Raw genomic sequence first — 7,003 nt, 5'->3', positions numbered from 1 at the left:
GTACTGGATCTGGCGCGAAGGCGACGCCTACTAGTTTAGTATCGGTATTAAGGCGCAGAGGCGAATTGGTCGGTATAAAATGATAAGCCTTGAACCATTTTTTGCTGTTGTAGACGTATTTGGCGAGATTTTGCATAAGAGATATCGCCCAAAAAGGCTCATGCGGGACTACTGTATCATCACCGGACTTTGAGTCTGGATCGTCCGCAAACGGAGCGACGCGCATACTAAACTCAAATCCCCAGCCGCTAAATTTATTCTGAGAGCTTTGTGGATCGTAGTAAAGCTCGCTCATGCCAAAGCTCACGAGGTGGCGGTGCGGCACACCCTTGATGGAGTCAAATATACTAACGCCGTCTAAGTAATCCTCGCCGCCCAGACTCGCATGCAGCCGAGATGCATAGTGACGCTCGTTTGCGGGATCGTAGATTTTTCCTAGTGCGCTTGCTATCGCGTCCCAGCCCGGCGCGTCGTCCTCTTCAAACATTGCCTCATACTCTTGCGTCGTCATTTTTATTTTCTTTTTAGTAAATTGCGTTGAGCGCGGACATTATATAAATTTCGTAAATTCGGGGGGGGGGAGGTAAATAAATGCAAAATAAACAGGCTACAAATGTAAGCAAACAAAATATGAAATTTACGCCCGAAATTTAGGCATAAATTTCATCTACGATAGTATCTACGAAATCATGCGGGTCAAATTTGACTAGATCGTTCATCGTCTCGCCGGTGCCGATGTAGAGTATCGGCAGCTCCAGCTCGCGCGCGACGCCAAAAAGCGCTCCGCCTTTTGGGGTGCCGTCAAGCTTGGTGATGATGACGCCGTCAAGGCTCACGATGTCGTTAAAGGCCTTTGCTTGAGCGAGGCCTGCGTTGCCCTGCGTGCCGTCGAGGATTAGGATCTTGCGGTGCGGCGCGCCTGCGTAGGCTCTATCTGCGATGCGGACGATCTTGCTTAACTCATTGGCTAAATTTGTTTGATTTTGCAGGCGACCTGCGGTATCTAGGATGACGTTGTCTAGGTTTTTAGCCACGGCCGAGCTTATCGCGTCAAAGGCGACCGCGGACGGGTCGTGACCTTGTTGCGTAGCGACGATAGGCACGCCAGTTCTCTGCGCCCACTGACGTAGCTGCTCGATGGCGCCTGCTCTAAACGTATCGCAAGCGCCTAAAATAACGCTTTTGCCTTCGTTTTTATATAAATTCGCAAGCTTTGCGATCGTGGTCGTCTTGCCTGCACCGTTTACGCCCAAGATGAGTTCCACGAAAGGCTTTGCGCTTTTTACTTCGCGCTCGTTTTCGTATATGAAGTAGGTATTTAAGAGTCGCTTTAGGTCGTCTTTTTTGACCTCGTTTTGCGGCGGCAGGTAGTAGAGGACTTCTTCGACGATCTCGTAGGCGATGTCGGCTTCGAGCAGGATCTCTTCTAAAATTTCCTTTGAGATTTTTTTGTCGGCCGGTTTTGACGAGCGGATCGCGGCGAGCGTCTTATCAAGCCCATTTTTTAAAAAACCAAACATCAGTTTATTACCTTATTTATATCGCTTTCCAGCATCTCTTCTGGCACGAGTCCGACGTAGTGCGTGGCGTATTCACCGTTTGGTTTATAAAGCACCATGTATGGGATGCCCACGACTCCGCCTAGAGCCTTTGCGAAGAGGAAGTTGTTTTCGCCGTAGCTAATGCCGAAATTTATTTTAAATTTCTTCATAAATGCGTCTATTTCGTCTTTTGATTTATCTTCCATAAGTACGCTTACGATTTTTAGCTTGCCTTTAAATTTATCGCTTAGGTTGTTTAGATGCGGGATTTCTGCCTTGCACGGCGGACACCAAGTGGCGAAAAAGTTAAACAAAATCGCCTCGTCGTTGCCCTCGACTTTAAAGCCTTTGTCAAATTTTTGCAGCGTCATCTTGCTCTCGTCCATAAGGGTTAGCTCAAAAGGGGCCTCTATGCTTGTGCTTTGGCTAGGAGCAGACGTAGTTGTTGTTGGAGTCGCGTCGCTAGTTTTGTTTGCGTCGCTTTTATTTTCATTGTCGCAACCGCTTAAAAATAGCGCCAAAAATGGTATAATCAAAAGATTTATTTTCATTTAATAATTCCTGTCTAAGATTGATTTTAGGCTTGAATTATACATAAAATTTATGAAACGAGCGTTAAATTTGATAAAAGAAGAGTTTAGGCGCGACGCGAAACGGGTTTTGAAAAAAGAGGTTCAAATTTCGGCGCGAGCGAAACACTATAAGATGTTTAAGCCGCTTTTAAATTTGCTAACCGAGCTTAAAGCGAAACGGATTTTGATATTTAATCCCCTTTCTTATGAGCCAAATTTTTATATTTTGAAACGCGAGCTAGCCAAAAATTATGAAATTTTCGTTCCGTTTATGCTTGGTATTAGTTTAGAAATGGTAAAATCCAGACTACCGCTTGTATCTCGGACGAAATTTGGCGTAAAAGAGCCACTAAGTACCAAGATATTTAAAAAGCGTATAGACGTAGCTATAGTTCCGACTCTCGGGGTGGACGGAAATATGGCGCGAATAGGGCACGGAAAAGGTTTTTACGATAGATTTTTTGCAAATTTGCCTTACCGACCTACCTTGATATTCGTTGAAATTTTAGACAATTTTACAAATGAAATCATATCCGAAGATCACGACGTTACTTGTGATTTTTACCTGACCCCGAGCAAAATTTACGTAAAAAGAGGAATCTATGATAGATATTTTAATCGGCTTAGGAGCAGGTGCGGCGGGCGTTGGCGCAGGCTATCTCATCGCTAAAAAAATTAACGACGCTAACTACAATATATTTTTAGAGCAGGCTAAAGCAAAGGCTAAAGCGATAGAATTTGAGGCCGAGCGCACGCTAAAAGACGCTAAAATCCAAGTCCAAGAGGCTGAATTTGAAGCCAAGAAAAAATACGACGACAAAACCGTAAAACTCCAAAAAGAATACACTCAAAAATTTGAAGAGATCGGCAGAAAAGAGCAAACTCTGCTAAACGAGCAAGAAATTTTAAACGAAAGCAAGGCGGAGCTAGAAAAATCCCGAAATGAAGCAAAAAGCGTCTACGAGGAAGGAATTGGACTAAAGGCAAGCTATCAAGCCAAACTGCAAGAGGCGCTAAAGGTGCTTGAGCACGCCGCTGGCCTAACGCAAGAAGAGGCGCGCGAAGAGGTGCTAAAAAAAGTAGAGGAAAAAAGCCGCGCCGAGATCGCTCACATCGTACGAAAACACGAAGAAGAGGCTAAACGCGAGGCTAAAAAACGCGTGAATTATATTTTGGCGCAGGCTACGTCGAGGTTTGCGGGAGAATTTGCCGCCGAACGTCTGATAAACGTCGTAGATATCAAAAACGACGAGCTAAAAGGCCGCATAATCGGCAAAGAAGGGCGCAACATCAAGACCCTAGAAATGGTTCTTGGCGTAGATATCATCATCGACGATATGCCGCACGCTATCACGCTAAGCAGCTTTAACCTCTACCGAAGGGCGATCGCGACGCGCGTGATAGAGCTTTTGGTGCAAGACGGCCGCATACAGCCGGCGAGGATAGAGGATCTACATAAAAAAGTGTGTGAAGAATTTGAAGCCTCGATCCTGGAAGAAGGTGAAAATATCGTCATCGACCTAGGTCTTAGCAAAATCCATCCGGAGATAATGAAACTAATCGGTAAGCTAAAATTTAGAGCCAGCTACGGACAAAACGCTCTCGCGCACAGCCTTGAGGTGGCCCATCTAGCCGGCATCATCGCCGCTGAAACGGGCGGAGACGAAAAGCTAGCCAAAAGAGCGGGCTTGCTGCACGATATCGGCAAGGCTTTGACACATGAATTTGAGGGTAGCCATGTCGATCTGGGCGCTGAAATATGCAAACGCTATAAAGAGCATCCGGTCGTCATAAACGCCATCTACGCCCATCACGGACACGAGGAGGCTACAAGCGTAGAAAGCGCCGCCGTTTGCGCTGCGGACGCTCTGAGCGCGGCTCGCCCCGGAGCGCGCAGAGAGGTGTTAGAGAGCTTCCTAAAACGCGTCGAAGAAATAGAAAACATCGCAAAAAGTAAAGAAGGCATCAAGCAAGCCTATGCGATAAACGCGGGCCGCGAGATCCGCGTCATCGCAAACGCCAAGCTCATCAACGACGACGAAGCGGTGCTCGTAGCTAAAGAAATCGCCGCAGAGATCGAGAGTAAGGTGCAGTATCCGGGCGAGATCAAAGTAAACGTGATTCGCGAAACTAGAGCTATAGAAATGGCGAAATAGGTCAAATTTAGGTAGAAAATGAGAAAAATTTTACTAGCGATTTTTTGCGTTTTGGCTCTAGTGGCAAACGATGAGCTCGTGCTAAACGCTTCAAATTCTTTTACGACGACAATGCGTAAAAACGCAGACGCGCCGGTTAAGGCTTTGCTTCAAAACGCAAAAGCGGTCGTCGTTTTTCCGAGCATTACTAAAGTCGGCTTCGTGCTGGGCGGTATGCATGGCAAGGGCGTGATGCTTGTTGGAAACCCGTATGCACCCAGCGAAATGATGGTCGTAGACATTAGCGGCGGCAGTATCGGGTTGCAAGTAGGCTACGAAAATAGCTCGCTTGTGTTATTTATCCTAAAAGATAGCCTCGTAGCCGATATAAAAGACGCTAAAATCACGATAAACGCCGACGCATCGTTTGCATTTGCCGATACGGGTAAATTTTACGGAAAAGTGAGCGATTTTAGCTTTACGAGCGATATCTACGCATATACGGACAACGACGGGTTTTTTGCGGGGGCGAGCTTTGGCGGAGCGGTGCTAGCTAAAACTAATGACGCGCCTTTAAGGATGGATAGCTATGGATATAACGCGCTAATGAGCGCTATCTCAAAATACTAAAGGCCGAATTTGCAAGAGATGCTAACCTCGCTATCAACCTACGGGTACGTGATAGTGTTTTTATATTCGCTTGGAGGAGGCATGGTTGCTATCATCGCAGCCGGCGTGCTAGCTCATCTAGGCAAGATGGACATAACCGTGAGTATCGTGCTGGCGGCTGCCGCCAATGCTATCGGTGATACTTTGCTTTTTTACGTCAGTAGATATAACCGCGCTGCCGTGATGCCGTATCTTGCTAAACACAAACGCAAACTTGCCTTCTCTCAAATTTTATTCAAGCAGCACGGAAATAAAATAATATTTTTCAAAAAATTTATCTACGGACTAAAGACTCTTATCCCGCTTGCTATCGGGCTTACGAAGTATTCGTTTGCTAAATTTAGCGTCATAAACGTTGTTAGCGCGGTAGCTTGGGCAGTTTTGCTCGGGCTAGGCAGCTTTTGGGCGGGCGAGGCGTTTGAGCGAGCGTGGGATTTTATGGGCGAAAACGGCTGGCTGATGCCGGTTGCGATGCTTTCGCTACTGACTCTCATCTGGGTATATCTACAACAAGCAACAAAAAAGAAAGGAAGGTCGGAATGAAAAAGTTACTCATTGTATTGGTGATTATAGCCGGCGTGGTTTTTGGCGGGCTAAAATTTAACGCAAACAAGGTGGAGGAAAAATATAACGAGGCTTTGAATCTAATCAAAGCAAACGGTATGGAGGTCAAAAACAGCGTATTTGAGGGCGGTCTGCTAAAGTCGCACGCAAACTATGACGTAGTTTTGTCTAAAGGTTACATAAACGAGATCATTTCTCTTGGCGAAGAGTACGGCGCGCCCGAGGATCTGGCGATAAAAATCGACATGAATATATCGCACGGCTTTGACAGTTTGCTAGGTAAATTTGAGGTGGCGGGCGATGCCGAGTTTTTAAACGATCCGTATAAAAATTTCATCAAAGAGATATTTGATACGACAAGACCTATCAAATTTCACGCCGACGGCGCTTCGGGCGGAGATAAAAAATTTGTCTTTGAACTAGTCGGAGTGCAAAAAGAACAAGATGGCAATAAGCTAAATCTCGCTAAATCGTTTTTAAATTTTGATTTAAACGGCGAAAAGAAAATAACCGGAGCCACTTTTGTAAACGACTTTATCGATTTTGCTAGCAAACAAGGCGTCGCTATAAAGATAAAAAATATCGACTATGACGTGAAGTACGAAACTCCGATCGAGCCAAAAATGATCTCTAAAGCGCTCGTAAATAGCACCTATAAATTTGAGCTTGGTGGCATAGACGTGATTTCGGGTGCCGAGGCTCTGCAAATCGGAAAGATAACGAGCAACTCCAAGCTAACCGTGCTAAGCGATACTCTAACGCAGGATGATACGAGCACGATAGAGAAGATAAAATATGGAAAATATGAATTTAAAGACTTTTTGATCAAAACGAAATTTGCAAATTTAGATAAAGGTGCGTTTGAGGATATTATTAATGCAAAGGGAGAGCCTGAAGCTCAGCTTGCGGCGATAATGCAAGCGCTTGATAAATTTATAAAAAGAGCGCCGAAACTTACATTTGACAATTTAAATTTTAAAAATGCGGCAGGTAAGAGTTATGTCTCAAATTTTGAGATTTCTATCGATCCGGACGGCATAGATACTCAAAATCTGCTCGAAAATATCCCGACTGCTATAAATTTTAGCGGTAAAATCGAGCTTGATACGACGCCTGGTGGGTTTGTATTTGGTAGTGGTGAGGAAAAAGAGGGGATAGATGCTATGCTCGTAAATGGCGGACTATTTAAAGAGAACGGCGGCAAATACGTAACTATCTTTAAGTATAATAAAAGAACGCAGGATTTGATCTTTAACGAAAATTTATCTCTAAAATCTCTTTTTCAATAAAATTTAGCATGCTTAGACAAATTTTATGTTTGTTTAAGCATGTTTTCTATATACTTCACTTTCCGCTTCACAGAAAGTGAGTTTTTTAATTTAACACTGTTAAACTAATTAGTCAATCTTTGAAATCTAAACAAGTGATCGATTGAGCCAATCTTTTATCAGGCTTTCTCTGGAAAGTAGATAAGAGATAAAACTAATTAATAAAATTAAAGTTTTTTGATTAAAACTTCATA

Annotated in this window: 8 protein-coding genes; 5 read left to right on the top strand and 3 right to left on the bottom strand. The window is 44.3% G+C overall.

Features of this window, described 5'->3' with window-relative positions; genetic code table 11:
* From Q0314_RS10650 to Q0314_RS10640, 3 genes are all read right to left on the bottom strand, one after another.
* A partial coding sequence (locus tag Q0314_RS10650) for a suppressor of fused domain protein (protein ID WP_298058859.1) occupies positions 1-511 on the bottom strand: 511 nt, incomplete at its 3' end.
* A gap of 139 nt (positions 512-650) precedes the next feature.
* Positions 651-1,520 carry a signal recognition particle-docking protein FtsY gene (gene ftsY, locus Q0314_RS10645; protein ID WP_298058857.1) on the bottom strand — a complete coding sequence of 290 codons (870 nt, stop codon included), beginning with the start codon at positions 1,518-1,520 and terminating at the stop codon, positions 651-653.
* Positions 1,520-2,092, bottom strand: a complete 573-nt coding sequence (locus tag Q0314_RS10640) for a TlpA disulfide reductase family protein (RefSeq protein ID WP_298058855.1) — start codon at positions 2,090-2,092, stop codon at positions 1,520-1,522. Before Q0314_RS10640 ends, ftsY begins: the two co-directional genes overlap by 1 nt.
* Positions 2,093-2,144: 52 nt before the next feature.
* On the opposite strand from Q0314_RS10640, the gene Q0314_RS10635 reads away from it, so the two are divergent.
* From Q0314_RS10635 to Q0314_RS10615, 5 genes are read left to right on the top strand one after another with little or no spacing between them, the layout of a single operon-like run.
* Positions 2,145-2,783: a 5-formyltetrahydrofolate cyclo-ligase gene (locus Q0314_RS10635; RefSeq protein WP_298058854.1), complete on the top strand. Its 639-nt coding sequence runs from the start codon at positions 2,145-2,147 to the stop codon at positions 2,781-2,783.
* Positions 2,716-4,269, top strand: coding sequence for a ribonuclease Y (rny, locus tag Q0314_RS10630; protein WP_298058851.1), 1,554 nt, complete (start codon positions 2,716-2,718; stop codon positions 4,267-4,269). The genes Q0314_RS10635 and rny overlap by 68 nt, the downstream gene beginning before the upstream one ends.
* A gap of 18 nt (positions 4,270-4,287) precedes the next feature.
* Positions 4,288-4,878 carry a lipid-binding SYLF domain-containing protein gene (locus Q0314_RS10625; RefSeq protein ID WP_298058849.1) on the top strand — a complete coding sequence of 197 codons (591 nt, stop codon included), beginning with the start codon at positions 4,288-4,290 and terminating at the stop codon, positions 4,876-4,878.
* A 9-nt stretch (positions 4,879-4,887) separates the two neighbouring features.
* Positions 4,888-5,460 (top strand): DedA family protein, encoded by a 573-nt coding sequence (locus tag Q0314_RS10620; RefSeq protein ID WP_298058847.1) that lies wholly within the window; start codon positions 4,888-4,890, stop codon positions 5,458-5,460.
* On the top strand, positions 5,457-6,770 hold the full coding sequence (locus tag Q0314_RS10615) for a DUF945 family protein (protein WP_298058845.1): 1,314 nt from the start codon (positions 5,457-5,459) through the stop codon (positions 6,768-6,770). The genes Q0314_RS10620 and Q0314_RS10615 overlap by 4 nt, the downstream gene beginning before the upstream one ends.
* Positions 6,771-7,003: the final 233 nt, after the last annotated feature.

It is taken from the genome of uncultured Campylobacter sp., from assembly GCF_938040115.1.
In the GTDB taxonomy this organism is placed as follows: domain Bacteria; phylum Campylobacterota; class Campylobacteria; order Campylobacterales; family Campylobacteraceae; genus Campylobacter_A.
This window is presented reverse-complemented; position numbering and strand designations above follow the sequence as displayed.